The sequence below is a fragment of the Actinokineospora sp. NPDC004072 genome (genome assembly GCF_053604195.1).
Genome location: NZ_JBSGHB010000018.1, coordinates 81,110 through 104,540, shown reverse-complemented (window position 1 = coordinate 104,540; position 23,431 = coordinate 81,110). Strand labels below are relative to the sequence as shown.

Sequence of the window (23,431 nt, the reverse complement as noted above, 5' to 3'; positions counted from 1 at the left end):
CGAGGTGGTCGGGAGGGGGATCCCGGCCTCGGGGACGTCGGCGCGGCAGGCCCGGGCAAGGGGGACGTGATGGAACCGTGGGGCATTTCCGGGCCGGACTTCCTGCGGATCTACCTGGTCGGGTTCGTGTTCGTGCTGCTGTTCGCCGCGGCGGTGCGGATCGCGATCAGGGCGGGGACGCCGGTCGGGCGCTCGGCGGCGGGGATGATCGGGGCCGAGCAGCTCTCCGTGCACGAGCTGGCGTACCTGGCCGGGGGGCCGACGCGGGTGGTGGAGACCGCGGTGGCCAGGCTGCTCGACCTCGGCAAGGTCAAGGCGAACCGCACGGGGTCGATCCGGGTGGTGGCGGGGGCCACGGCCACGGACCTGGTCGACCGGGCGGTCCTCCAGGACACCAAGCGGTACGCCTACCGGTCCGTCGGACCCCTCGTCGGCCAGGTCGCCCGCGACGACGCGGTGCAAGCCGTGCGGTCGTCGCTGGTCGGCAAGGGGCTGCTGGTCGACGGGGGTGCGATGCGGGCGCGGCTGGCCGCGGTGCCCGCGCTGGTGCTGCTGGTGGTCGGCGTGGCCCGGTGGGTCAACGGCATCGCGGAGGGCTACCCGATCGGCTGGCTCACGGTGGGGCTGGTGGTGACCGCCGTGGTCGCCATCGCGCTCTACCGGGCGCCGCTGTCGGAGCGCACGTACGCCGGGGAGCGCGTGCTGGCCCAGGCGCGGGGGAAGTCGCGGCCGGGCGCGGGCACCGAGGCGGCGCTGCTCGGCGGGGCCACCACGGCGGTGCTGTTCGCGGGCCTGGCGGCCTACCCGGACCCGGAGATCGGGACCGCGCTGGCCGCCAGCCGGATGAGCACGGCCTCCTCCACCGGGGGGTCGTCGGCCGGGTCGTCGTGCTCGGGCGGGTCGTCGTCGTGCTCCGGGGGGAGCGGCTGCGGCGGCTGCGGTGGCGGCGGCAGCTGATCGGCGGGCGGGGGCATGATGGACGCCATGACGGGACCTTTGGGGGTGGGCATCGGCTGGCGGTCGGAGATCGATCTGACGGTCGAACGGCTGCCGGGAGTCGATTTCGTGGAGGTCGTCGCGGAGAACATCCCGCGCGGCGAGCTCCCGGACTCCCTGCGGGTGCTCCGGTCCCGCGGCGTCCCCGTGCTCCCGCACGCCGTGTCGCTGTCCCTCGGCGGCGCCGAGCCGCTGGACACCGAGCGGGTCGAGCACCTGGCCGAGGTGGCGGCGATGGTGGACGCGCCGCTGGTCAGCGACCACGTGTGCTTCGTGCGTGCGGGCGGGCTGGACTCGGGCCACCTGATGCCGGTCCCCCGCACGCGCGCGGCGCTGGACGTGCTCGCCGAGAACATCACCGAGGCCCAGTCGATCCTGGGCGTCCCGCTGGCGCTGGAGAACATCGCCGCCCTGCTGGAGTGGCCCGACGCCGAGCTGACCGAGGCCCAGTTCCTCACCGAGCTGACCGAGCGCACGGGCTGCCTGCTGCTGCTCGACGTGGCCAACATGTGGGCCAACGCCCGCAACCTCGGCCACGACCTCGACGCCCTGCTCGACGGCCTCCCCCTGGAGCGCATCGCCTACGTCCACGTCGCGGGCGGCTACGAACACCACGGCGTCTACCACGACTCCCACGCCCACCCGGTCCCCCAGGAGGTCTTCGACCTCCTCACCGACCTCTGCCGCCGCCGCACACCCCCCGGCGTCCTCCTCGAACGCGACGACAACTACCCGTCCGACGAGGCCCTCGCCGCCGAACTGGCCACCATCCGAGCCACCCTCACCGCATGACGACCCCCCGCGAAGAGCTGGCCCGCCAGCAGTCCGCCCTCCTCCACGCCCTCCTCACCGACACCCCACCACCCCCCGGCTTCGACCCCCGCATGCTCGCCATCGAATCCGCCGCCCTCCTGGCCAAACGCCGCCGCATCAACACCCTCGTAGACCCCGAAACCGCCGCCACCCTCGGCGACGACTACCGCCCCCTCTTCGACACCTACGCCAAAGCCCACCCCCGCCCCTCCGGCACCCGAGCCCGAGCCGACGCCGCCAACTTCCGAGCCTGGGCCCTCCCCACCCACCCCCGCCGCCGCTGGTGGCAACGCAAACGCCCAGCGAACTGAGGTAGGGCGAAGCGGCGAAGGGCGGGACGGGGCGGGGACCGGGGCGCGGGCGGAGGCGGAAGGGGTGGGGGGGAACGACAGAAGGGGTGAGGGCGGGGGCGGGAGTGGGCGGAAGAAGTGGGTTGACTCGGGGAGTCAGCGTGACCACCCCGTTAACGGGACGCGCCCACACGAAGTGTCCGATGGGGTGGACTTGCATTCGCGGGGAGCGAAGCGCCGCTAAACTTGCCAGGGCGTGAACGGGCTTCGCCCGCATCGCCGCTCTTCACGCCCAAGCGGCGCTTCGCTTAGGGGTCCCCGCGAATGCGAGTTCACCCCATCGGACCCACAAAGCAAACCGCGGGACGACCCGGCCCCACGCAACCGCGGGACGACCCGGCCCCACGCCACTGCGGGACGACCCCACCCAGGCCTCCACGCAACCGCGCCCCCAACGGCCCCACGCGAGGTCACGGCGCAGGGACGTTGCCCATGATCCGGAACTCGGTTCCCTGGTCATCCACCACAGCAGCCATCCGCCCGAACGGCGTGTCCTCCACCGGTGACACCACCGACCCACCCAGCTCCTTCACCAACGCCACAGCCGAATCAGCGTCCGCCACCTGGAAGTACGTGCTCCACCCAGCGCCAGACCCCCCGCCGATCCCCCCAACCGGCTGCTCAGCCCCAGCCACATCCAACGTGTAGTACCCCTCCCCCACATCCCCGAACGAATACCCGAACACCGCCGCGTAGAACTCCTTCGCCCGCTCCACGTCCCCGCTGATGTGCTCGTTCCACACCAGCGAGCCCGGTGCGTTGACCAGGTCCGCACCGGTGTTCGTCCCCGCCTGCCACAGTCCGAACATCGCCCCGACCGGGTCGACGGCGATCGTCATGGTTCCCTTGTCCTGCACGGTCATCGGCTCGAACAAGACCTGGCCACCGGCGGAGGCCACGGCGTGGGCGGTGGCGGTGATGTCGTCGGTGGCCAGGTACGTCGTCCACTCCGACGGCTGGTCGGGGTCCTGCTTGGGGCCGATGCCCGCCACGCGGTGGCCGTCCTTGCTGGCGATCCCGTACCCGCCGAACTCCTCCCCGGCGAACTCGAAGGTCCAGCCGAACAAGCCGCCGTAGAACGCGGTGGCGCGGTCGGTGTCGGTGCCCAGGTCGACCCAGCAGGGGGTGCCCGCGGGCCATGCGGTCGTGCGGATGACCATCGTCGGCGCCTCTCGTCGGTGTGATGTGCGTCAAGCCCGCACGCTAGACCCGGGCACCGACAGCCGCCGCCTACGGCAGGTTGGCCACCAGCTCGGCGGCGGGCACGCGCGTCCCGGTGTAGAAGGGGATCTCCTCGCGCACGTGCCTGCGGGCCTCGGTGCCGCGCAGGTGGCGCATCAGGTCGACGATCCGGTGCAGCTCGTCGGCCTCGAAGGCGAGGATCCACTCGTAGTCGCCGAGGGCGAAGGACGCGACGGTGTTGGCGCGCACGTCCGGGTAGTCGCGGGCCTCCTTGCCGTGGTCGGCGAGCATCTTGCGGCGCTCGTCATCCGGCAGCAGGTACCAGTCGTAGGACCGCACGAACGGGTAGACGCACACGTACTTGCGCGCCTCCTCGCCTGCGAGGAACGCCGGGATGTGGCTGCGGTTGAACTCCGCGGGCCGGTGCAGCGCGACCTGGCTCCACACGGGGGTGGACGCCCGGCCGACCGCGGTGCGCCGGAAGCCGGTGTAGGCCGCCTGGACCTCCTCGATGGCCTCGGCGTGCCACCAGATCATGTAGTCGGCGTCGGCGCGCAGGCCCGCGACGTCGTACACGCCGCGCACCTCGACGCCCTTGTCCGCCAGGGCGTCCAGGTAGGACTGGGCTTCGGTCGCCGCGGGACCGCGGTCGGCGGGCAGCGCGCCGGGCGTGACGCGGAAGACCGACCACATGGTGTAGCGGATGGTGTCGTTCAGCTCGGTGTAGTTCAGGCGGGCCATACCGCCATCGTCCCACCCTCAGCCCGCGCCGAGCAGGTGGGCAGCGACACGTCGGGCGGCGGCGTCGCCGGTGGCCGCGCAGGCGGGCAGGCCGACCCCATGCAGGGTGGCGCCCGCCACCGCCAGGCCGGGCGCGGCGTCGACCGCGCGCTCGATCCCGGCCACCAGCTCGGTGTGGCCCACGCCGTACTGCGGCAGCCCGCCGCCCCAGCGCTGGACCACGACGTCGACCGGGGCGGCGGTCACGCCCGCCAGCTCGGCCAGGTCCGCGCGGACCGCGCGCACCAGCTCGTCGTCGGTCAGCCGCAGCGCGCCCGGGTCGCCGAAGCGCCCGACCGACCCGCGGACCAGCACCGGCCCGCTGCGGCCCCACTTGCTGCTGGAGTAGGTGAACGCCTTGACCGCGAACGGCCTGCCGTCGGCCCGCCGCTCCCCCGCGCCGACCAGCACGCCGGAGCTGCCCGGCAGCTCGGTCCCCTCGGGCAGGGCGAGCGCGACGACGGCCATCGACGCCAGCTCGACCCGCGCGTACCCGGCCGACGCGGCGGGCACGGCGGTCGCCAGGAGCTTGCGCGCCGCGGGGGCGGGGACGGCGAGCACGACGGCGGCGGCGTCGACCGGGCCGTCGGCGGTGAGCCGCCAGCCGGTCGCGGTGCGGTCGAGGTCGCGGACGAGCGTGCCGAGCCGGACCTCGACGCCTGCGGCCAGCGCGGCCACCAGCGCGTCCAGCCCGGTGGCGAGCGTGGCGAACACCGGCTCGCCGCTGGGCGGGCGGACCAGGCGGCGGGCGGCTTCGGTCAGCGAGGTCGCGCCCGCGTCCAGCGCGGCGGCGACCGGCGGCATGGTGGCGCGCAGCCCGAGCCCGTCGACGCTGCCCGCGTAGACGCCGCCGAGCAGCGGATCGATGAGCCGGTCGGTCAGCTCGTCGCCGTAGCGCCCGCGCAGCAGCGGGCCGAGCGGGGCGTCCCCGTCCAGCCGCAGCGGCGGCAGGTCGGCCTCGGCCGCGACCCGGCTGCGGCCGTCGGGGCTGAGCAGGTCGGCGACGGCGGCGGGGTCGGCGGGCAGGCCGAGCACGGTGCCCGCGGGGACGGCCCGGGTCACCCCGCCCGCGCGGACGGTGGAGCGGGCGGTCCCGCTCGGGTGCACGACGCCGCCGAGGCCCAGCTCGGCGACCAGGTCGGCGACCTCGGGGCGCCGGTTCAGCCAGGCCTCCGCGCCGACGTCGAAGCGCTCGCCCGCGATGTCGGCCGTGCGCAGCTTGCCGCCGAGGCGGTCGGTCTGCTCGAACACCGCGATCCGCGCGCCCGGCCCGAGCAGGGCCCGCAGCCGGTGGGCCGCGGCCAGCCCGGCGATGCCGCCCCCGACGACCGCGACGTCCACGGCCACGCCCGAGGTCCCGCGCGAGGTCATCGCACCGGCAGCGAGTGCAGGTGCTCCACCAGCCGGGTCAGCACGTCCGGGTCGGTCTGCGGCAGCACGCCGTGGCCGAGGTTGAAGACGTGCCCGGCCGCGGCGCGGCCCTCGGCGACGATCCGGTCGGCGTGGGCGCGCACGGCGTCCTCGCCCGCGAAGAGCACGGCCGGGTCGAGGTTGCCCTGCACGACCGGCCCGGCGGCGAAGTCCCCCGGGGCCGCGGCGACCCGGCGGACGGCCTCGTCCAGCGGGGTGCGCCAGTCGACGCCCACCACGTCGGCGCCCGCCTCCCGCATCGCGCCGAGCAGCGCGCCGGTGCCGACGCCGAAGTGGATGCGCGGCACGCCCGCGTCCGCGAGCCCGGAGAGCACGCGCGCGGAGTGCGGCAGCACGTACTCGCGGTAGTCGCGTTCGGACAGCGCCCCCGCCCAGGAGTCGAACAGCTGCACGGCGTCCACCCCGGCGGCCAGCTGCACGCGCAGGAAGGCCAGCGTGATGTCGGCGAGGCGGTCCAGCAGGGCGTGCCAGGTGGCCGGGTCGCCGTACATCAGGGCCTTGGTGTGCTCGTGGTTGCGGCTCGGACCGCCCTCGACCAGGTACGACGCGAGGGTGAACGGCGCGCCTGCGAAGCCGATCAGCGGGGTGCCGCCGAGCGCGGCGGTGAGCAGGCGGACGGCCTCGGCGACCGGCTCGACGGCGGCGGGGTCGAGCACCGGCAGCGCGGCCACGTCGGCCGGGGTGCGCACCGGGTGGGCGACGACCGGGCCGGTGCCCGCGACGATGTCCAGGTCGACGCCCGCGGCGACCAGCGGCACGACGATGTCGCTGAACAGGATGGCCGCGTCGACGCCGTGGCGGCGGACCGGCTGCAGCGTCACCTCGCGGACCAGCTCGGGGTCGAAGCAGGCGGCGAGCATCGGCACGCCCTCGCGCACCGCCCGGTACTCCGGCAGCGAGCGCCCGGCCTGCCGCATGAACCACACCGGGACGCGGTCCGGTTCGCCGCCGCGGGCGGCCACCAGGAACGGGGCGTCGGGGAGGTGCCTGCGGGCGGCCGTCGGCAGGCCCGCCTGGATGTCCGCTGTGTCAGTCATGGCACGTCCAATCGTGCCACGCGCGGCTTCGGCGGGGGCGACTCCCACCCTGGGTCGCGGTATTGCTCGGCGTGCCATCCCCACTCACCATCTCGGGTGGTCTTACAGTTACCAGTCGTGACCGAGACGGTGAGTGGGGATGGCACGCCGCCGATATTCGTCCGGGCTGTCGCGGCGCTGCGATCGCTGCGCCCGCGCCGGGAGCTGCAGCTCGCCGAGGTCCGGGCGCCGCAGCGGCTGGCCCCGTTCGCGTACGCGCTCACCGCCGAGGCCAGCGGGCCCGGGGACGTGCACGCCACCGGCAGGCTGATCCTGCTGCACGACCCGGACGGCCAGCAGGCCTGGGACGGCGACCTGCGGCTGGTGGCCTACGTGCGCGCCGAGCTGGACGCCGAGCTGGCCGACGACCCGCTGCTGCCCAGCGTCGGCTGGTCCTGGCTGACCGACGCGCTGGATGCCGCGGGCGCGCGGCACACCGCCCTGGGCGGCACGGTCACCGACACCTCCTCGGCCCGCTTCGGCGACATCGCGGGCCCGGCCCGCACCGACGACCTGGAGCTGCGGGCGTCCTGGACCCCGGTGGCGGAGAACCTGGCCGCCCACGGCGAGGCGTTCTGCGACCTGATGGCCAGCGTGGTCGGCCTGCCGCCGGTCGGGGTCGCGCTGTTCAGCCAGCGGCAGGCCGACTGAAGCTGTCGGTGGCCGGGGTTAGCGTGGGGCCATGACGAACGCGCACCTCTACGTCCTCGACACCCTCGCCGACTGGGAGGTCGGCCACCTGACCGCGGAGCTGAACACCGGCCGCTTCTTCGCCGAGCCGGGCACCGCGCTCCCCGTGCGCACCGTCGGCGCCACCCGCGCCCCGATCCGCACCATGGGCGGGCTCACCATCACCCCGGACCTCGCCCTCGACGAGCTGAGCCCGCAGGACAGCGCGCTGCTGATCCTGCCGGGCGGGGAGATCTGGGACGCCCCCGAGCACGCCCCGGCCACCGCCAAGGCGGCGGAGTTCCTGGCCGCCGGGGTGCCCGTGGCCGCGATCTGCGGGGCGACGATCGCCCTGGCCAACGCGGGCCTGCTGGACAACCGCATCCACACCAGCAACGACCCCAACGCCATCGCCGCGCTCGCCCCCGGCTACCGGGGCGGGCACCTCTACCGCGACGAGCCCGCCGTGATCGATGGCGACCTGGTGACGGCCAGCGGCGTGGCCCCGCTGGAGTTCGCCCGCGCCGCGCTGGCGCGCCTGGGCGTGCTCAGCCCGCCCGCGCTGGACGCCTGGTACGGGCTGTTCTCCACGCACGAGCCGCACCACTTCCACGCGCTGATGGCCGCGGTGCCGCAGCCCGGGTGAGCGGCGGTGTCCGCGGCGGCCCGGGGATAGCCGCCGCGGACACCCCGGCTCAGCGCCGCTTGGCCGGTCGGGCGCACACCTCGCCGACGTCGACGGTCTGCCCGCGGTCGACGAACACCTCGGCGATGCCGACCAGCTTGCCGCGGCGGTCGGAGCAGGTGAGCGTGTAGGGCTCCTTGGGGCCGTAGATGGGCGGCAGCGGGTTGGCGAAGTCGACCCGCAGCCCGGACCAGTCGTCCGGGGTGGACGGATCGGCCTGGTCGTAGTTGACCAGCACGGCCCGGTACTCCCCGGCGGGCGGGTCGAACAGGACCGCGGCCTCGGCGGTGGTGCCGCCGTTGGCCGATGAGGCCACGACGGTGCCCGCCGCGTCGAGGACGTAGAGGTCCCAGTCGGTGCGCGGGCTGCCCCACCGCACCGACACCGTCATCTTCCCGTTGTCCACCGCGGGCAGCCCGTCCACCCGGAACGGGACCACCTCGGCGGTGGCGTTGCCCGGGTAGTTCGGGTTCTCGGCGGGGATGCCCGGCGGGTTCGGCAGCTCGATCGGCTGCTGGGCGGGCGCCTGCGGCTGCCTGCCGTACCGGCCCGCGACGAACGGGCGCGTCGAGGGGTTGACCGCCCAGGAGAACCGGCCGCCGGTCGCGGTCAGGTTCGACGTGAGCGTGTCGGTGACGTAGATCGGCGAGCCGATGGTCCCGTCGGGCTGGCGCACCGGCGAGGTCGGCGTCTGGAAGGTCTTGCGCAGCTGGAGGTTGTAGCCGCGCGGCGCGGACCCGACGAGCGTGGAGTGCGCGGCGGGGTCGGCGGCGTTGGCCAGCATGTCGAGGAACGCCGCGCGGTTGCCGCCCTTGCCCGCGCCCGCGGCGGGCGCCCGGCCGAGGTACTCGGCGACGACCCCGTTGGCGAACGGCGGGTGGAAGTCGTCCGGCCCGATCTCGAAGGTGAAGCCCCAGCCGCCGGTGGCGAAGTAGGACCAGTCCTCAGTGGACCCCGTGGTGTCGTAGAGCTGCCAGGACGGCTGGCTCACGTACCCGTTGCGCGCGGCCATCCGGTCGCCGAGCGCCTTGTACGCCGGTTCGTCCAGCGGCGGCCGCACGTCGGCGACGCCGGGCACGCGCAGCACCAGGTTGGAGTAGGTGTGCAGGGTGATCAGGTTGGTCACCTGCCGGGTCGACACCAGCGAGCGGATGTTGCGGGTCTCGGGCTCGGAGAACGGGGCCGAGCCGCGGAAGGTGTCGTTGGACCAGGTGGTCGACGCGCCCGCGCCGCCCCAGAAGCCCGCGTAGTTGCGGTTGGGGTCGGTGCCGCGCAGCCGCCCGCCCGGGTTGGCCGCGCACGTGCCCGTCCGCAGCCCCTCGGGCGAGTCGTTGACGTTGCAGTTCTTGCGCTTCATCTCGTAGTCGAAGCGGGTGAAGTCGCCGCGCGGCTCGGCCTCCCGGGAGATGCTGAAGCCGTCGGGGTTGACGATCGGGACCACGACGTTGCGGGTCTTGCCGATCAGCGCGCGGATCGCCGGGTCGCCGCGGTAGCCGTTGACCAGCTCGTGCGCCCACTCCATCGCGTGCTCGCCCGCGGGCCACTCCCGGGCGTGGTGCACGCCCATCACGAAGTTGACGGCCTTGCCGTCGGCGAGGTTGTCGACGTCGGTCGCGATCTCCACGCCGACGACGTCGCGGCCCTCCCACGTCTGCTCGGGCAGGGTGAACGCCCGCACGATGCCCGGGTTGCGGCGGGCGAGGTCCTTGATCTCGTACTCGTAGTCGTAGAGGTGGCGGTAGGAGGTGCGGCCGGAGGGCAGCGGGGAGCGCTCGGTGCGGTCGGCGTAGGCGCGGTCGGCCGCGGCGTTGGCGACCGAGCGCGCGGAGATGTCGCGGCGCACGACCGTGGACCGCAGCCCGGCGTCGGCCAGCGCCCTGCGGTCCTCGTCGGTGGCCACGACGACCTCGACGCCGGTCGCGTCGGCCTTCTCGGTCACGTCGAGGTCCAGGGCGAGCAGCCGGTCCTTGTCCGCGCGGGTCGGGGTGTGCACGCGCACGACGTCGGCCCGCTGGGCGGCGGCCGGTGCCGCCACGGCGAGGAAGTCGACGCCCAGGCGCACGGCCTTGGCCTGGCCCGCGTACCGGCAGGCCTGCACGAGCAGGTCCTGGCCCGCGGTCACGAAGCCCTCGGCCAGCTCGACCGACCGCAGCGCCGCCGACGCCGCCACCAGCTCGCCGCTGGCCTTGTCGAAGACCGCGACGTCCCAGTCGCCGACGCCGCCGCCCTGCGGGGCGAGCCTGGCCTGCACGAGGCCGTCGGCGCCCGCGGTCACCTCGCGGTGCGCGACGCCCTTGGCGCCCGCGGGCAGCGGCTCGGCGAAGCACTTGCGGGCGACGGCCTGGTTGGCCCGCAGGACGCCGTCGTCGGCGGCTGCGGGGGAGGTGGTGAGGCCCGCGATCACGGCCCCGGTGAGTGCCAGCGCTGCGGTCGTGCGCAGCGCGCGAACAGATCGGTTCACGCCCGTGTGTCCTTCCGAAGGTCTTTCGGCGAGGCCGACGCTAACCACTGCCGATCGCCCGGGAGGGACTTACCGGTTGCCAGTTGCCGGGGTCGGGGGACGCACCGGCAGTTTTTACCTGTTGCCAGTTTTCCCCGTTGCCCGTTGCCGCTTACGACCGTGCGGCGGCAGCGTCTTCGGCCGCGCGGAGCACACGTAGGACGTTACGGCCAGCAACCTTCGCGCAGTCGGACGCACCCCCGCCGCGCTCCAGCAGAGCGGCGAACAGGCGGGGGATGGTCGAGACGCCGGGCAGGTCCGCGCACCCGTCGTAGCCGCCGCCGATGCCCACGTGGTTCACCCCCGGCCACGGTCCTGGCGTGCTCGATGCGGGCCGGCGACGTCGCGGCGGGTTGCCGCCCGCCCGCGGGTCGCATTCGGCGACAGCTCTGCGAGACGAACGCCGGCAATCCGCCGACTTCGCCCTGCTCGACGGCGGTCGGGACGGCCTCGGCCGTTCGGGCCCGCGCCGGGTGCTCCGAATGCCGGGCGGTCCGCTCCAGCGCGGCGGTGACGGTTTCGTGTCCGCTGAGCGAACTCGGGACATACGCCGACCAGAATTGGACACCCAGCCCGCCGGGGGAGATCGCTGTGCAGGTCGTCGCGCTCGGTGGTGAGATCGTGGGCGTCGAGGTCGCCGCGGAATCGGTCACGCAGCGTCCACGCCCGGTCGGTGTGGCCGTCGACCAGCGGGGCCTCCGCCAGGAGGCGGAGCGCGCGCTCGGCCGCGCCCCCGGCCACTACCCGTGACCCCGTTTCATCGTGTAGCTGGCCACTTCCGTTACGTCACCACGTGGTGACTCACCCGAACGTGTTACTCAAACTGCCGTCTGTCACAACCCGATCGGATACATACCCGATTGATCGTCCCGCTAACCCGCTTGGGCGGCTAGGCTGCCCCTGTCGACACCACTTTCGGTCCAACGGCGGCGCGGCTGTTCGGTCGAAAGTCCCAGTGCCGGTCGGGGGGCAACGACCGACTCCAGGGAGGTAGTGACGTGGCTGCCGTCGGCTTAGGTCAGGCCGTTCGAACCACGCCAGCCGGCTCCTTGCCGGCGAACATGGTCCCGCACCCGCGGGAGGAGCTGTTTTCCGTGCTGGTGGTCGATGACCACCCGCTCTTGAGGGAGGCGATAGCAGCCTGACTCACCCAGATGGGTGCGGGCACAGTGCACGAGGCCGCCACGGTGGCCGAGGCGAGAGCGCGGGCGCAGGCCACCGGGCCGTGCGACCTGGCGATCCTCGACCTCGGGTTGCCGGACGGCAGCGGGATCGAGCTGGTCACGGAGCTCCGCAGCCACGGTTGGCCGCGGATCGTCGTGCTGGCCTCGTCCGACGACCCCTACGCCGTCCGATCGGCCTTCCAGGCGGGCGCTCAGGCCTACCTGCTGAAGTCCGCATCGCCGGTGGTGGTGACCGACGGCGTCCGCCGCGTGCTCGAAGGCGGCGTCTACGCCGACCCGAGCGTCGCGCCGGTGCTGGCGACGGGCACCCGGGTGCCGGGCACCGACAACACCCCGCGCGAGCTGTCGGCGCGCGAGGTGGAGGTGCTCCAGTTGGTCGCGGACGGACAGTCCAACAAGGAGATCGGCGAGGCGCTGAACCTCTCGGCGCTGACGGTGAAGTCTCACCTGTCGCGGATCGGCCGCAAGTTGGGCACCGGCGACCGCGCCCAGATGGTCGCCTTGGCCATGCGGGCCGGGGTGATCCGCTAGACATCAGCAGTCGTGTGGCTGGGCTGGGCATGGCCCAGCCACACGACTGCTGCTGATCCGCACGCCCCGGCGGCCCGCGTGCCGTAGGGTCTTGCGCCGTGACCACACCCGGCCAAGAACCCGATGTCTCCCCGGTGCCGCTCACCGAGCCCGCGGACGGCACGCCGGACGTGGTCGCCGACGACGCCGCCCTGCTGGCCGCCGCCGCGGCGATCGCGGCGGGCGCTGGCCCGATCGCCGTCGACACCGAGCGCGCCTCCGGCTACCGCTACTCCCAGCGCGCCTACCTGGTGCAGGTCCGCCGCGAGGGCGCTGGCACCTTCCTGGTCGACCCGGTCGCCCTCGACGACCGCATCGACCCCCTGATCACCGCGCTGTCCGGCGACGAGTGGGTGCTGCACGCCGCCTCCCAGGACCTGCCGTGCCTGGCCGGGCTGGGCCTGCGCCCGCCGCGGCTGTTCGACACCGAGCTGGCGGGCAGGCTGGCGGGCTTCGAGCGGGTCGCCCTCGGCACCCTGGTCGAGCGGCTGCTCGGCTACCAGCTGGAGAAGGGCCACGGCGCGGCGGACTGGTCGCGCCGCCCGCTGCCCCGCGACTGGCTCAACTACGCGGCGCTGGACGTGGAGCTGCTGGTCCCGCTGCGCGACGCGCTGGAGAAGGAGCTGCGGGCCCAGGGCAAGCTGGACTGGGCGCTGGAGGAGTTCGAGGCCCTGCGCACCGCGCCGCCCGCGCCACCGCGCAAGGAGCCGTGGCGGCGCACGTCGGGCATCCACGGGGTGCGCACGGCCCGCGGCCTGGCCGCGGTGCGGGCGCTGTGGGAGACGCGGGACTCCGTGGCCCGCCAGCGCGACATCGCCCCGGGCCGGGTGCTGCCGGACAGCGCCATCGTCGCGGCCGCGACGGCCAACCCGGCCGACGAGGCCGCCCTGCTCCAGCTCCCGGTGTTCCGCGGCCGCGCGCAGCGCCGCATGTCGGGCACCTGGATGCGCGCCCTGCGCACCGCCGCGCGGCTGCCCAAGAGCGAGCTGCCCGACCCCTCACCGCCCAACGACGGCCCACCGCCGCCCAACCGCTGGGCGGACAAGGACCCGGACGCCGCGGCCCGCCTCTCCGCCGCCCGCACCTCGCTGAACGCGCTGGCGGAGGCCAACCGGCTCCCGGTCGAGAACCTGCTCCAGCCCGACCTGGTCCGCCGCACCTGCTGGCAGCCCCCGGAGCCGGTCGACGCGGAGTCGGTCGCTGACGCCCTGCGCGCGGGGGGCGCGCGGGAGTGGCAGATCGCCCTGGCGGGCGCGGACCTCACCAAGGCCCTCCAGGCCCACGCCTGAGCACGCGAGCGGTCAGGCCAGGCGGAAGACCGGGTGGTCGGGCGCGACCCGCAGCAGGTCGGGGTCTGCCGACTTGGCGTCGACCTTGTCGAAGAACGCCCCGACTTCCCAGGCCCAGCGCTTGAGGTAGGCGCGCAGGACGGCGGCCTTGGCGTCGTCGGGCAGCTCGGTGGCGGTGAAGCGCTCGGCGCGCGAGCCGATGCGGAGTTCGCCCTCGCCCGCAACTCGCAGATTGCGCACCCACTCGGTGTGCCCCCGAGCAGCCACGAGGTAGCGCTCGCCGTCGAGGACGAGCAGGTTCACCGGATTCGAGCGGGGCTGGCCGCTCTTGCGCCCCCGCACGACCAGCACCCGCGACCCGGCCACGTCGACGCCGCGCCGGACCAGGAACTCGACCAGGGGGTTGAGCACACGTCGGGTGATGGCGCCGGGCTTCTGGTACCGCATGACCCCTCCTGAAGGGTTTCGAGAGCAGTGCTCTCTCTTTCTATCCGAGAGCACTGCTCTCGCCAAGAGCGGTGCTCTCGTACACTGGCCGCATGGCCGACCTCCGCACGACCCGCAGGGCGAACGCGATCCAGGGGATCAAGGACGAGGCGCGCAGGCAGCTGCGGGCCGACGGGGCGCACAGCCTGTCCCTGCGGGGGGTGGCGCGGGCGATGGGCTTCGTCTCCTCCGCGCTCTACCGCTACTTCCCCAGCCGCGACGACCTGCTGACCGCGCTGATCATCGACGCCTACGACGCCCTGGGCGAGACCGCGGAGCAGGCCGACGACCCGGCCGCGGCCCCGGCGCGGCGCTGGGTTGCGGTGTGCCGGGCGATCCGCGGGTGGGCGCTGGCCAATCCGGCGGAGTACCTGCTGATCTACGGCTCCCCCATCCCCGGCTACCAGGCGCCCCGCGACACCGTGCAGCCCGCGGGCCGGGCCGCGCGGGTGCTGGCGGCCATCGCCGCCGACGCGCCCGACGCGCCGATCAGCACTAGCCTGGCCGAGCAGATGGCCGTGGTCGCGCAGGCGCTGGACGTGGTGATCGCACCGGGGGCGATGGCGAGGGTCACCCGGGCCTGGACGCAGGTGCTCGGGATGATCAGCTTCGAGCTGTCCGGGCAGTTCAGGGGCGCCATCGAGCCCGCGGACGAGTTCTTCGACGCCGCCGTGGCCGACCTCGCCGCGCAGATCGGCCTGACCGGGTGACACTACTGGCCGGTAACAGGGGCTAGCATTGTTACTGGTCGGTAGTCCAATGTGAAGGAGCACCCGTGGCCGCACCCGCCGCACCCGAGCGGGCCGTTCGGAACGTGGTCTTCGTCGACGGTGTCCGCACGCCGTTCGGCAAGGCAGGCCCGAAGGGCATCTACGCCGAGACCCGCGCGGACGACCTGGTCGTGAAGGTCATCCGCGAACTGCTGCGCAGGCACCCCGAGCTGCCGCCGGAGCGGGTCGACGAGGTCGCCATCGCGGCGACCACCCAGATCGGCGACCAGGGGCTGACCATCGGCCGCACCGCCGCGCTGCTGGCCGGGCTGCCCAAGTCCGTCCCCGGCTTCGCCATCGACCGCATGTGCGCGGGCGCGATGACCGCGGTCACCACGACCGCGAGCGGCATCGCCTTCGGCGCCTACGACATCGTCATCGCGGGCGGCGTCGAGCACATGGGCCGCCACCCGATGGGCGAGGGCGTCGACCCCAACCCGCGCATCGTGGCCGACAAGCTGGTCGACCCGACCGCCCTGGTGATGGGCCAGACCGCGGAGAACGTGCACGACCGCTACCCGCACCTGACCAAGCAGCGCTGCGACGAGTACGCCGCGCGCAGCCAGGAGCGCTACGCCGAGGCGGTCAAGGCGGGCAAGATCGGCCCCGAGCTGGTCCCGGTCGCCACCCGCTCGGCCGAGCTGGGCTGGGGCCTGGCCACCGAGGACGAGCCGCCGCGCCCCGGCACGACCGTGGCGACGCTGGCGGGTCTGAAGACCCCGTTCCGCCCGCACGGCCGCGTCACCGCGGGCAACGCCGCGGGCCTCAACGACGGCGCGACCGGCTGCATCCTGGCCGACGAGGCCACCGCCCGGGCGCTGGGCCTGCCCGCGGGCATGCGCCTGGTCGGCTACGCCTTCGCGGGCGTGGAGCCCGAGGTCATGGGCGTCGGTCCGGTCCCGGCGACGGAGAAGGCGCTGGCCCGCACCGGGCTGTCCATCTCCGACATCGGCCTGTTCGAGATCAACGAGGCGTTCGCCGTGCAGGTCCTGGCCTTCCTCGACCACTTCGGCATCGCCGACGACGACCCGCGGGTGAACCAGTGGGGCGGCGCCATCGCCTGCGGCCACCCGCTGGCCTCCTCCGGCGTGCGGCTGATGACCCAGCTGTCGCGCCAGTTCGCCGAGCGCCCCGACGTGCGCTACGGCCTGACCACCATGTGCATCGGGATCGGCATGGGCGGCTCGGTCATCTGGGAGAACCCGCACTGGAACGGGGAGAAGTGATGTTCACCAAGGACGAGGCCGCAGCCGCCTTCCCCGACGAGGTCGTCACCCGGGCGGTGACCCGGGTCGTGACCGCGCCGGGCATCGGCCGGGTCGCGCTGATCACCATCGACAACGGCCACGACCACACCCGCCCGTCGACGTTCGGCCCGCAGAGCCTGGTGAGCCTGAACGAGGCGCTCGACGCCGCGTTCGCCGCCGAGCCCGCCGCGATCGCGGTGACCGGCAAGCCGTTCATCTTCGCCGTGGGCGCCGACCTGTCCGGTGTGGAGCAGGTCGCCGACCGGGCCCTGGCGCGCAAGATCGCCGAGGCCGGGCACGCGGTGTTCAAGCGGTTCACCGACTCCCCGGTGCCCACCTTCGCCTTCGTCAACGGCGCGGTCATGGGCGGCGGCCTGGAGCTGGCGCTGTCCTGCCACTACCGGACGCTGTCGGACAACACCGCGGCGATCGCGCTGCCCGAGGTGTTCCTGGGCCTGTTCCCCGGCTGGGGCGGCACGCAGCTGCTGCCGAACCTGATCGGCCCGGACGCCGCGGTCGGCGTGATCTTCGAGAACGCGCTGGCGCAGAACCGGATGCTCAAGCCGAAGCAGGCCTACGAGCTCGGGATCTTCGACGCGCTGCTGGGCTCGGCCGACTTCATCGAGGAGTCGCTGCGCTGGGCGGCGCGCGTGCTGGCAGGCGAGAAGCCGCAGCGCCGCGAGATCGACCGCGGCGCGGGCTGGGACGCCGCGGTCGCCCGGGCGAAGCAGATCGTGCAGGACAAGACCAAGGGCGCCTCCCCCGGTGCGCTCAAGGCCCTGGAGCTGCTGGAGCTGGCCCGGCACAACGACCTCGACCGCGGCTACGCCGCCGAGACCGAGGCGCTGGCCGACGTGCTGATGACCGACGAGCTGCGCGCCGGGCTGTACTCGTTCAACCTGGTGCAGAAGCGCGCCAAGCGGCCCGCAGGCGCGCCGGACAAGGGCCTGGCCCGCCCGGTGACCAAGGTGGGCATCGTCGGGGCCGGTCTCATGGCCTCGCAGATGGCGCTGCTGTTCGCCCGTCAGCTCAAGGTGCCGGTGGTGCTCACCGACATCGATCAGGCGCGGGTCGACAAGGGCGTGGCGTACGTGCACGGCGAGATCGACAAGCTCGCCGCCAAGGGCCGGGTGTCCGCCGACGGGGCCAACCGGCTCAAGGCGCTGGTCTCCGGCTCGCTGGACAAGGCGGCCTTCGCCGACGCGGACTTCGTCATCGAGGCCGTGTTCGAGGAGATGAAGGTCAAGCAGCAGGTGTTCGCCGAGGTCGAGGCGCACGTCAGCGAGACCTGCGTGCTGGCGACGAACACCTCGTCGCTGTCGATCACCGAGATGGCCGCGGGCCTGAAGCACCCGTCGCGCGTGGTCGGGTTCCACTTCTTCAACCCGGTCGCGGTGATGCCGCTGCTGGAGATCGTCCGCGCCGAGCGCACCGACGACGCCACCCTGGCCACGGCCTTCGCCGTGGGCAAGGCGCTGAAGAAGTCGTGCGTGCTGGTCAAGGACGCCCCGGCGTTCGTGGTCAACCGGCTGCTGACCCGCTTCATGGGCGAGATCATCCGCGCGGTGGACGAGGGCACGCCGTTCGAGGTGGCCGACAAGGCGACCGAGGACCTCGGCCTGCCGATGAGCCCGCTGGTGCTGCTGCAGCTCGTCGGCCCGGCCGTCGCCCTGCACGTCGCCGAGACCATGCACGCCGCGTTCCCCGACCGCTTCCCGGTCAGCGAGAACATGAAGCGGTTCGTCGCCGCGGGCAAGACCGCGGTGTGGACGTGGGACGCCGCGGGCAACCAGAGCGTCGACCCCGAGGTCGCCGCCCTGTGGGAGTTCGGGTCGTCGCCGTTGCCCGCCGAGGAGGTCCGCAGGCGCGCGCTGGAGGGCGTCGCCGAGGAGATCCGGATCATGCTCGACGAGGGCGTGGTCGCCGAGGCCCAGGACATCGACCTGTGCATGATCCTCGGCGCAGGCTGGCCGTTCTGGATGGGCGGCGCGACGCCGTTCCTGGACCGCTCCGGCATCGCCGAGCAGGTCAACGGCAAGCCGTTCCTGGCCCCGGGCGTCGCCTCCGTCCCGGCCTGACCCGCGCGCGGGCGGCCGCCCCCGATCCCCCGGGGGGCGGCCGCCCGCGCGCGTCCGGTGGCCTGCCGCCGCCGGTGCCATCATGGGCCGGTGGCTGGCGCGGTCCGGATCGGCACGTCGGGGTGGGTGTACCCGCCCTGGCGCGGGGTGTTCTACCCCAAGGGGCTGCGGCAGAAGCAGGAGCTGGCCTACCTATCCGGGCTGCTGGACTCGGTGGAGATCAACAGCTCCTTCTACTCGCTGCAGCGCCCCACCAGCTACGAGTCCTGGCGCGACCAGACCCCCGACGACTTCGTCTTCGCGGTCAAGGGCTCCCGGTTCATCACGCACATGAAGCGGCTGCGCGAGGCCGAGGACGCGATGGCGAACTTCTTCGCCTCCGGCCTGCTCGCCTTGGGCCCCAAGCTCGGCCCGATCCTGTGGCAGCTCCCCGCCACCTTCCCCTACGAGCGCGCGGCGGTCGAGGCCTTCCTCAAGGCGCTCCCCCGCACCACCGCCGAGGCAGCCTGGCTGGCCAGCAAGCACGACCACCGGGTCGAGGGCCGCGCACACACCACCACCGACGCCGAGCGCCCCCTGCGGCACGCCATCGAGCCGCGCCACCCCGGCTTCACCGCCGCGGAGTTCACCGACCTCATGCGCGCCCACCGCACCGCCATCGTGCTCGCCGACGCCGCGGGCGACTGGCCCAGCATCGAGGCCGACACCGCCGAGTTCGTCTACATCAGACTCCACGGCGCCGAGGAGCTCTACACCAGCGGCTACACCGACGACGCCCTCGACGACTGGGCCGCCCGGATCCGCCGCTGGCGCACCGACCGCGACGTCTACGCCTACTTCGACAACGACGCCAAGGTCCGCGCCCCCATCGACGCCCAGGCCCTCAAGGCCCGGCTCGCCTAGCGGCCTTCCAGATCACACCCCGGTGCGGAGGGCGGGGAGCCGGACGCTGACCACCAAGCCGCCGCCCGCCACCGCTGACGCGGTGACCTGGCCGCCGTGGGCGCGGACCACGGCGCGCACGATCGACAGGCCCAGGCCGGTGCCGGTGTGCGAGGTGCGGTCCACCCCGCCGCGGCGGAACGGCTCGAACAGCTCGCCCACCCGCTCGGGGGCCACCGCGGCCCCGGACGAGGCCACCCGCAGCAGCGTCCACTGCGGATCGCCGGTGGTGGTGACCTCGATCCAGCCGCCGTCGGCGTTGTGCCGCACGGCGTTCTCCAGCAGGTTGCCCGCCACCCGCTCCAGCAGGGGCGCGTCGCCGAGGACGACGGCCGGGTCGGTGCGGAAGGTCGCGGTGATGCCGCGCGCCTCGGCGTCGGCGCGGGTGGCCGCCCAGGCCGAGGCCACCACCTGGGCCAGGTCGACCGGGCCGGTGGCGCCGACGCCGAGGCCGTCGGTGCGGGCGAGCACCAGCAGGGCCTCCACCAGCTGCCCCGCCTTGAGCGTCGCCGTCCTGGCCACCTCGCCCATCCGCCGCAGCTCGGCGGTCGAGGCGTCGGGGTCCGACAGCGTGACGTCCAGCTCGGTGCGGATCACCGCGAGCGGGGTGCGCAGCTCGTGGCTGGCGTTGGCGACGAACTGGCGCTGCGCGGCGAAGGCGGCCTGCAGCCGGTCGAGCATCGCGTCGAAGGTGGCGGCCAGCTCGGCGACCTCGTCGCGCGGGCCGCGGTGGTTGATCCGCTCCCCCAGCGACTCCACCGACAGCCGGTGCGCGGTCGCGGTCACGTCGCGCAGCGGGCGCAGCACCCGCCCGGTGACGACCCACGCCAGCAGCGCCGTCGCCGCGACCACGCACACGAACGCCACCGAGCCCGCCAGCAGCAGCCTGCCGCGCGCGTCGGCGGCCAGCGCGTCGGCCAGCCGGTCCGCGGCGACCGGGACGCCGCCGACCAGGACCGTCTCCCCCGGCGGCAGCGACGGCACCGACGCGACCACGCCGCCTGCCAGCACCCAGCCCAGCCACAGCAGCAGCACGCTGACCAACGCGACCAGCAGCGTGGCCAGCAGCGTGATCCGGGCCCGCAGCCCCACCTACTTCGCCGCGCGCACGCGGTAGCCGGAGCCGACCACGGTGTCGATCAGCCCCGGGTCGCCCAGCTTCTTGCGCAAGGTCATGACCGTGACCCGGACGGTGGTGGTGAACGGGTCGGCGTTCTCGTCCCAGACCCGCTCCAGCAGCTCCTCGCTGCTCACCACCGACCCGCGCGCGGCCAGCAGCACCTCCAGCACGCCGAACTCCTTGCGGGTCAGCTCCACCGGCTGGCCGGCCCGGGTGACCGTGCGGCGGGCCGGGTCCAGCTCCAGGTCGCCCGCGACGAGGACCGGCGGGGTGACCGGGGTGGCGCGGCGGGCCAGCGCCCGCACCCGGGCGACCAGCTCGGGGAAGGCGAACGGCTTGGCCAGGTAGTCGTCGGCGCCCAGGGACAGCCCCTCGACCCGGTCGGCGACGGCGTCGCTGGCGGTCAGCATGAGGACCCTGGTCAGCGCGCCGGAGGCGACGATCTCCCGGCACAGCTCGTCGCCGTGCATGCCGGGCAGGTCGCGGTCGAGGACGACGACGTCGTAGCGGGTGATGCTCGCCTTCTCGTGGCCCTCGTTCCCGTCCAGCGCGACGTCGACGGCCATGCCCTCCCGGCGCAGGCCGCGAGCGATGGCCTCGGCCAGGGGCTCCTCGTCCTCCACGATCAGAATTCGCACCCCACAACGGTGCCACACCTGCCGCGGGGCAGTCCCGTTTGGGCATGATCGTGGCCATGAAGCTGCGCGCGGTACGCGACGAGGTGGCCCGCCAGTCCCGGCGGCTGGCCGCCGACGGCATGGTGCTGGGGACGGCGGGCAACGTCAGCGCCCGCGACGGCGACCTGGTGGCGATCACCCCGACCGGCATCCGGCTGGCCGAGGTGCGCGCCGAGCAGGTCACCATCGTCGACCTCGACGGCTCGGTGGTCGAGGGGACGCTGGCCCCGACCTCGGAGCTGGACCTGCACCTGGGCGTCTACCGGCGGTTCCGGGCGGGCGCGGTCGTGCACACCCACGCCACGATGGCCACCGCGGTGTCGCTGGTCCTCGACGAGCTGCCGTGCGTGCACTACCAGCTCATGGAGCTGGGCGGCACGGTCCGGGTCGCGCCCTACCGCACCTTCGGCACCCCGGAGCTGGCCGAGGCGGTGCTCGACGCCCTCGACGGGCGCACCGCCGCGCTGATGGCCAACCACGGCGCCCTCACCCACGGCGCGGACCTGGCCACGGCCGTGGAACGGGCGCTGCTGCTGGAGTGGGGCTGCACGCTCTACTGGCGGGCGGCGACGATCGGCCAGCCCCGCACGCTCAGCCGCGCCGAGCGGGCCGAGTACGACGAGCAGGTGGGCAGGCTGGCCTACGGCCGGACCCGGGAAGTCTGAGCTGTCCGAATCGCGCGAATTGCCGGCAATACGGCCGCGCCGCTAATTCCGTTTCCCATAAACCGGGTGTTCACCCGGTGGTAAGGTCAACTTGACCGAGGGGAAAGGTGTCGTGCCGTGTCAACCCAGCACGCTGAATTAGCATTACCATCCGTAGTCGACCAGCTACTCGACGTCTCCACGTTCGACCGGTTGTCCGGCCTGCTCTCCGGCATCCCCTACGTGAAGCTCGTGGTCGACAAATTCACGAACAGCATTCATTTCATCGACTCGGCGGCGGGCCTGCTGCATGTGCAGTACATCGCCAAGCACATTCTCGATCTTGCTCAGGGGGAGATCGAGCGCACGCTCGACGAGTTCAACCGCTCGGTCATGCGTGACCCCGACCGCCGCTTCTACCTGGCCACCCTCGGGCGTTTCGAGCGCGGCGGCGCGGCGTTCTACGCGCTGGAGACGACCGAGGTCGACACGATGCCCGCGGCGATGGCGCTCGACCTGTTCACCCGGGTCCGGCGCTGCGTGCCCGACTTGCCGGTCTACTTCAAGCCCGCCAACCACCTGCAGGAGGAATTCATCGCGCGCATTCCGGCCGATGAGTTGCCGCGTGTGCACGCCGCTGAATTGTACGCCGCCTCACCTTTTGTCCCGTTGCGTCCCGGACGGGCGGTAGGCCGCTTGCGCGCATTCGCGGATGAGGCCGAATACCGCGCCGCCGAACCCCTGCAACGCTACGACATCGTCGTCATGGATCGTGTCCCCGAAGACATCCCGCGGGTGGCCGGAATCCTCAACTCCCAGCACACCACGCCGCTGTCGCACACCAACATCCTCGCCCGCGGCTGGGACATCCCCAACGCCGTGCAGGTCGGCGTCCTCGACCGGATCGCGCGCGAGGGCCTCGACGGCGCGTGGGTGGTCTACGAGGTCGACCTCGCCCAGCCCGCGGTCCGGCTGACCCCCGGCGAGCCCGTGGCGGTCGCGGAGCCGAGCAGGCCCGTCGTCGTGCCGGTCGCCGACACCGCCCACGCCGAGATCGCCCCGCTGGAGCGCATCGGCATCGCCGACGCCACCCGCTACGGCACGAAGGCCGCACACCTCGGCGAGGTCGCGCGCGTGCTGCGGGAGGGCTCGGACCGGCTGCTGGGCTACTACCAGCGGCCGCGCCCGCCCCGGCCGAACCTGCTGGCCCACCTCGCCCGCCTGCTCGGCGAGCCCGACGGAGCCGACCTCGGCCCCGCGGCGAACCGCCTGCTGCGCGAGGCGCTGTCGGTGCCGCCGGGCATCGCCATCCCGTTCGGCAGGACCGTCGTCGACGCGGACGCGATCGCCGACGCGCTCGCCCGCCACGTCGGCCCCGGCCCGTACGTGGTGCGCAGCTCCTCCAACGCCGAGGACCTGCCCGGGTTCTCCGCAGCCGGGATCTACGAGTCGCTGACCGGCGTGGCCGCCGCCGACGTGCCCGCCGCCGTCGCCCGGGTGCGGGCGTCGCTGGACGGCCCCCGCGCGGTCCGGCTGCGCGCGGACGCGGGCATCACCGGGGCGCACATGGCGGTGATCGTCCAGCGCCAGGTCCGCGGCGCCCTCGGCGGGGTCATGGTGACCGGCAACCCGGTGCAGCCCAACGACATCCGCGGGGTGTTCCTGAACATCTCGCCGCGCTCGGTCGAGGAGGTCGTCTCCGGCGCCGCGCTGCCCATCGAGCACGTCTACAACACGATGGAGGGCGGCGGCCGGACGCTGTCGCTGGGCTCATTCGAGTCCGATGTGGACAACTCGGTGAAACCGGTGCTGGCCCGCCTCGCGCTCGCGGGCAGGTTGCTGCAATCGCATTTCAGCGCCGACGACCAGCCCGTCGACATCGAGTGGGTCGCCGACGCCGAGCGGGCGCACCTGGTCCAGATCAGACCGTTCGGGGGCTGAG

The 23,431-nt window shown here is 73.7% G+C and carries 22 protein-coding genes and 1 pseudogene; 14 read left to right on the top strand and 9 right to left on the bottom strand.

Going from position 1 to position 23,431, the window contains the following annotated elements:
- The first annotated feature begins 69 nt into the window (after window positions 1-69).
- Genes ACWEPX_RS25430 through ACWEPX_RS25420 form a run of 3 tightly spaced genes read left to right on the top strand, consistent with a single transcriptional unit; the run spans window position 70 to window position 2,120 of the window.
- Window positions 70-957, top strand: a complete 888-nt coding sequence (locus tag ACWEPX_RS25430; RefSeq protein ID WP_451899751.1) for a TIGR04222 domain-containing membrane protein — start codon at window positions 70-72, stop codon at window positions 955-957.
- Window positions 958-984: 27 nt separating this feature from the next.
- Window positions 985-1,788 carry a DUF692 domain-containing protein gene (locus tag ACWEPX_RS25425; RefSeq protein WP_451899750.1) on the top strand — a complete coding sequence of 268 codons (804 nt, stop codon included), beginning with the start codon at window positions 985-987 and terminating at the stop codon, window positions 1,786-1,788.
- On the top strand, window positions 1,785-2,120 hold the full coding sequence (locus ACWEPX_RS25420) for a hypothetical protein (RefSeq protein ID WP_451899749.1): 336 nt from the start codon (window positions 1,785-1,787) through the stop codon (window positions 2,118-2,120). Before ACWEPX_RS25425 ends, ACWEPX_RS25420 begins: the two co-directional genes overlap by 4 nt.
- 449 nt (window positions 2,121-2,569) lie before the next feature.
- Here ACWEPX_RS25420 and ACWEPX_RS25415 read toward each other — a convergent pair whose 3' ends face one another.
- From ACWEPX_RS25415 to hemE, 4 genes are all read right to left on the bottom strand, one after another.
- On the bottom strand, window positions 2,570-3,319 hold the full coding sequence (locus ACWEPX_RS25415; protein ID WP_451899748.1) for a VOC family protein: 750 nt from the start codon (window positions 3,317-3,319) through the stop codon (window positions 2,570-2,572).
- 70 nt (window positions 3,320-3,389) lie between these two features.
- Window positions 3,390-4,082, bottom strand: a complete 693-nt coding sequence (hemQ, locus tag ACWEPX_RS25410; protein WP_451899747.1) for a hydrogen peroxide-dependent heme synthase — start codon at window positions 4,080-4,082, stop codon at window positions 3,390-3,392.
- Window positions 4,083-4,100: 18 nt separating this feature from the next.
- Entirely contained in the window at window positions 4,101-5,492 is a 1,392-nt protein-coding gene (hemG, locus tag ACWEPX_RS25405; RefSeq protein WP_451899746.1) for a protoporphyrinogen oxidase, read from the bottom strand.
- Window positions 5,489-6,589: a uroporphyrinogen decarboxylase gene (hemE, locus tag ACWEPX_RS25400; protein ID WP_451899745.1), complete on the bottom strand. Its 1,101-nt coding sequence runs from the start codon at window positions 6,587-6,589 to the stop codon at window positions 5,489-5,491. The genes hemG and hemE overlap by 4 nt, the downstream gene beginning before the upstream one ends.
- Window positions 6,590-6,706: 117 nt before the next feature.
- On the opposite strand from hemE, the gene ACWEPX_RS25395 reads away from it, so the two are divergent.
- Both ACWEPX_RS25395 and ACWEPX_RS25390 read left to right on the top strand, forming a co-directional pair.
- A complete protein-coding gene (locus ACWEPX_RS25395) occupies window positions 6,707-7,279 on the top strand; it encodes a DUF3000 domain-containing protein (RefSeq protein ID WP_451899744.1) in 573 nt (190 codons plus the stop codon).
- 31 nt (window positions 7,280-7,310) lie between these two features.
- Window positions 7,311-7,943: a type 1 glutamine amidotransferase family protein gene (locus ACWEPX_RS25390; RefSeq protein ID WP_451899743.1), complete on the top strand. Its 633-nt coding sequence runs from the start codon at window positions 7,311-7,313 to the stop codon at window positions 7,941-7,943.
- 49 nt (window positions 7,944-7,992) lie between these two features.
- On the opposite strand, the gene ACWEPX_RS25385 is transcribed toward ACWEPX_RS25390, so the two are convergent.
- Window positions 7,993-10,443: a M14 family metallopeptidase gene (locus ACWEPX_RS25385; protein ID WP_451899742.1), complete on the bottom strand. Its 2,451-nt coding sequence runs from the start codon at window positions 10,441-10,443 to the stop codon at window positions 7,993-7,995.
- A 151-nt stretch (window positions 10,444-10,594) separates the two neighbouring features.
- Window positions 10,595-11,029, bottom strand: a complete 435-nt coding sequence (locus ACWEPX_RS25380) for a membrane dipeptidase (protein WP_451899741.1) — start codon at window positions 11,027-11,029, stop codon at window positions 10,595-10,597.
- A gap of 44 nt (window positions 11,030-11,073) precedes the next feature.
- Between ACWEPX_RS25380 and ACWEPX_RS25375 the strand changes: the two genes are divergently transcribed.
- From ACWEPX_RS25375 to ACWEPX_RS25365, 3 genes and pseudogenes are all read left to right on the top strand, one after another.
- Window positions 11,074-11,232, top strand: coding sequence for a hypothetical protein (locus ACWEPX_RS25375; protein WP_451899740.1), 159 nt, complete (start codon window positions 11,074-11,076; stop codon window positions 11,230-11,232).
- A 248-nt stretch (window positions 11,233-11,480) separates the two neighbouring features.
- Window positions 11,481-12,197 (top strand): annotated as a pseudogene (locus ACWEPX_RS25370) (response regulator transcription factor).
- Window positions 12,198-12,295: 98 nt separating this feature from the next.
- Window positions 12,296-13,525: an HRDC domain-containing protein gene (locus ACWEPX_RS25365; protein WP_451899739.1), complete on the top strand. Its 1,230-nt coding sequence runs from the start codon at window positions 12,296-12,298 to the stop codon at window positions 13,523-13,525.
- Window positions 13,526-13,537: 12 nt separating this feature from the next.
- Here ACWEPX_RS25365 and ACWEPX_RS25360 read toward each other — a convergent pair whose 3' ends face one another.
- Window positions 13,538-13,972, bottom strand: a complete 435-nt coding sequence (locus tag ACWEPX_RS25360; RefSeq protein WP_451899738.1) for a nitroreductase family deazaflavin-dependent oxidoreductase — start codon at window positions 13,970-13,972, stop codon at window positions 13,538-13,540.
- 92 nt (window positions 13,973-14,064) lie between these two features.
- On the opposite strand from ACWEPX_RS25360, the gene ACWEPX_RS25355 reads away from it, so the two are divergent.
- The 4 genes from ACWEPX_RS25355 to ACWEPX_RS25340 all read left to right on the top strand — a co-directional run bounded on the left by ACWEPX_RS25355 (window position 14,065) and on the right by ACWEPX_RS25340 (window position 19,009).
- A complete protein-coding gene (locus tag ACWEPX_RS25355; RefSeq protein WP_451899737.1) occupies window positions 14,065-14,721 on the top strand; it encodes a TetR/AcrR family transcriptional regulator in 657 nt (218 codons plus the stop codon).
- Window positions 14,722-14,786: 65 nt separating this feature from the next.
- Complete coding sequence (locus tag ACWEPX_RS25350) at window positions 14,787-16,007, top strand: thiolase family protein (RefSeq protein ID WP_451899736.1); 1,221 nt, start codon at window positions 14,787-14,789, stop codon at window positions 16,005-16,007.
- Window positions 16,007-18,106 (top strand): 3-hydroxyacyl-CoA dehydrogenase NAD-binding domain-containing protein, encoded by a 2,100-nt coding sequence (locus ACWEPX_RS25345; protein WP_451899735.1) that lies wholly within the window; start codon window positions 16,007-16,009, stop codon window positions 18,104-18,106. The genes ACWEPX_RS25350 and ACWEPX_RS25345 overlap by 1 nt, the downstream gene beginning before the upstream one ends.
- Window positions 18,107-18,196: 90 nt before the next feature.
- The gene (locus ACWEPX_RS25340) at window positions 18,197-19,009 is read left to right on the top strand and encodes a DUF72 domain-containing protein (RefSeq protein ID WP_451899734.1); all 813 of its coding nucleotides are present in this window, start codon (window positions 18,197-18,199) and stop codon (window positions 19,007-19,009) included.
- Between the two features lie 12 nt (window positions 19,010-19,021).
- On the opposite strand, the gene ACWEPX_RS25335 is transcribed toward ACWEPX_RS25340, so the two are convergent.
- Entirely contained in the window at window positions 19,022-20,140 is a 1,119-nt protein-coding gene (locus tag ACWEPX_RS25335) for a HAMP domain-containing sensor histidine kinase (protein WP_451899733.1), read from the bottom strand.
- Window positions 20,141-20,806: a response regulator transcription factor gene (locus tag ACWEPX_RS25330; RefSeq protein WP_451899732.1), complete on the bottom strand. Its 666-nt coding sequence runs from the start codon at window positions 20,804-20,806 to the stop codon at window positions 20,141-20,143.
- 56 nt (window positions 20,807-20,862) lie between these two features.
- Between ACWEPX_RS25330 and ACWEPX_RS25325 the strand changes: the two genes are divergently transcribed.
- Together ACWEPX_RS25325 and ACWEPX_RS25320 are read left to right on the top strand one after the other, a co-directional pair.
- Window positions 20,863-21,510, top strand: coding sequence for a class II aldolase/adducin family protein (locus ACWEPX_RS25325; RefSeq protein WP_451899798.1), 648 nt, complete (start codon window positions 20,863-20,865; stop codon window positions 21,508-21,510).
- A 117-nt stretch (window positions 21,511-21,627) separates the two neighbouring features.
- Window positions 21,628-23,430, top strand: coding sequence for a PEP/pyruvate-binding domain-containing protein (locus tag ACWEPX_RS25320; protein ID WP_451899731.1), 1,803 nt, complete (start codon window positions 21,628-21,630; stop codon window positions 23,428-23,430).
- Window position 23,431 lies beyond the last annotated feature (1 nt).

Coding starts and splice junctions, on each gene's coding strand:
- ACWEPX_RS25430 (WP_451899751.1), top strand. CDS start 70: ATGGAACCGTGGGGCATTTCCGGGCCGGACTTCCTGCGGATCTACCTG.
- ACWEPX_RS25425 (WP_451899750.1), top strand. CDS start 985: ATGACGGGACCTTTGGGGGTGGGCATCGGCTGGCGGTCGGAGATCGAT.
- ACWEPX_RS25420 (WP_451899749.1), top strand. CDS start 1,785: ATGACGACCCCCCGCGAAGAGCTGGCCCGCCAGCAGTCCGCCCTCCTC.
- ACWEPX_RS25415 (WP_451899748.1), bottom strand. CDS start 3,319: ATGGTCATCCGCACGACCGCATGGCCCGCGGGCACCCCCTGCTGGGTC.
- hemQ (WP_451899747.1), bottom strand. CDS start 4,082: ATGGCCCGCCTGAACTACACCGAGCTGAACGACACCATCCGCTACACC.
- hemG (WP_451899746.1), bottom strand. CDS start 5,492: ATGACCTCGCGCGGGACCTCGGGCGTGGCCGTGGACGTCGCGGTCGTC.
- hemE (WP_451899745.1), bottom strand. CDS start 6,589: ATGACTGACACAGCGGACATCCAGGCGGGCCTGCCGACGGCCGCCCGC.
- ACWEPX_RS25390 (WP_451899743.1), top strand. CDS start 7,311: ATGACGAACGCGCACCTCTACGTCCTCGACACCCTCGCCGACTGGGAG.
- ACWEPX_RS25380 (WP_451899741.1), bottom strand. CDS start 11,029: ATGTCCCGAGTTCGCTCAGCGGACACGAAACCGTCACCGCCGCGCTGG.
- ACWEPX_RS25360 (WP_451899738.1), bottom strand. CDS start 13,972: ATGCGGTACCAGAAGCCCGGCGCCATCACCCGACGTGTGCTCAACCCC.
- ACWEPX_RS25355 (WP_451899737.1), top strand. CDS start 14,065: ATGGCCGACCTCCGCACGACCCGCAGGGCGAACGCGATCCAGGGGATC.
- ACWEPX_RS25345 (WP_451899735.1), top strand. CDS start 16,007: ATGTTCACCAAGGACGAGGCCGCAGCCGCCTTCCCCGACGAGGTCGTC.
- ACWEPX_RS25325 (WP_451899798.1), top strand. CDS start 20,863: ATGAAGCTGCGCGCGGTACGCGACGAGGTGGCCCGCCAGTCCCGGCGG.